Origin of the sequence: Saccharothrix sp. NRRL B-16314, assembly GCF_000716595.1 — a bacterium.
GTDB lineage: Bacteria > Actinomycetota > Actinomycetes > Mycobacteriales > Pseudonocardiaceae > Actinosynnema.
In genome coordinates, this window is the sequence record NZ_JNXC01000194.1 from 1 (window position 1) to 334 (window position 334).

General features: G+C 74.3%; 1 protein-coding gene. It reads left to right on the plus strand.

The annotated features are described in order from the left end of the window. Positions 1 to 334: alpha-N-acetylglucosaminidase TIM-barrel domain-containing protein (locus tag OQ02_RS39625; protein WP_033443830.1), on the plus strand; the 334-nt coding region annotated here is incomplete at both ends.

Below are 334 nucleotides of genomic sequence, written 5' to 3' on the forward strand. Positions count from 1 at the left end.
GCCCTGGAGGCGGCGCGTCCCGGCGCCACCTGGGTCATGCTCGGCTGGCAGCTCAACCCGACGCCCGCCCTGCTGCACGGCGTCGACCGCCGCCGGTTGCTGATCGTCGACGGCCTGTCCGACCGCTACGACGAGCTCGACCGCGAGACGCGGTGGGGCGGCACGCCGTACGCCTTCGGCACGATCCCCAACTTCGGCGGGCACACCAGCATCGGCGCCAACACCGGGGCGTGGGTGAGCCGTTTCCACGCCTGGCTCGCCAAGCCGGACAGCGCGCTGCGCGGCATCGCGTACCTCCCGGAGGCCACCGGCACGAACCCCGTCGCGTTCGGCC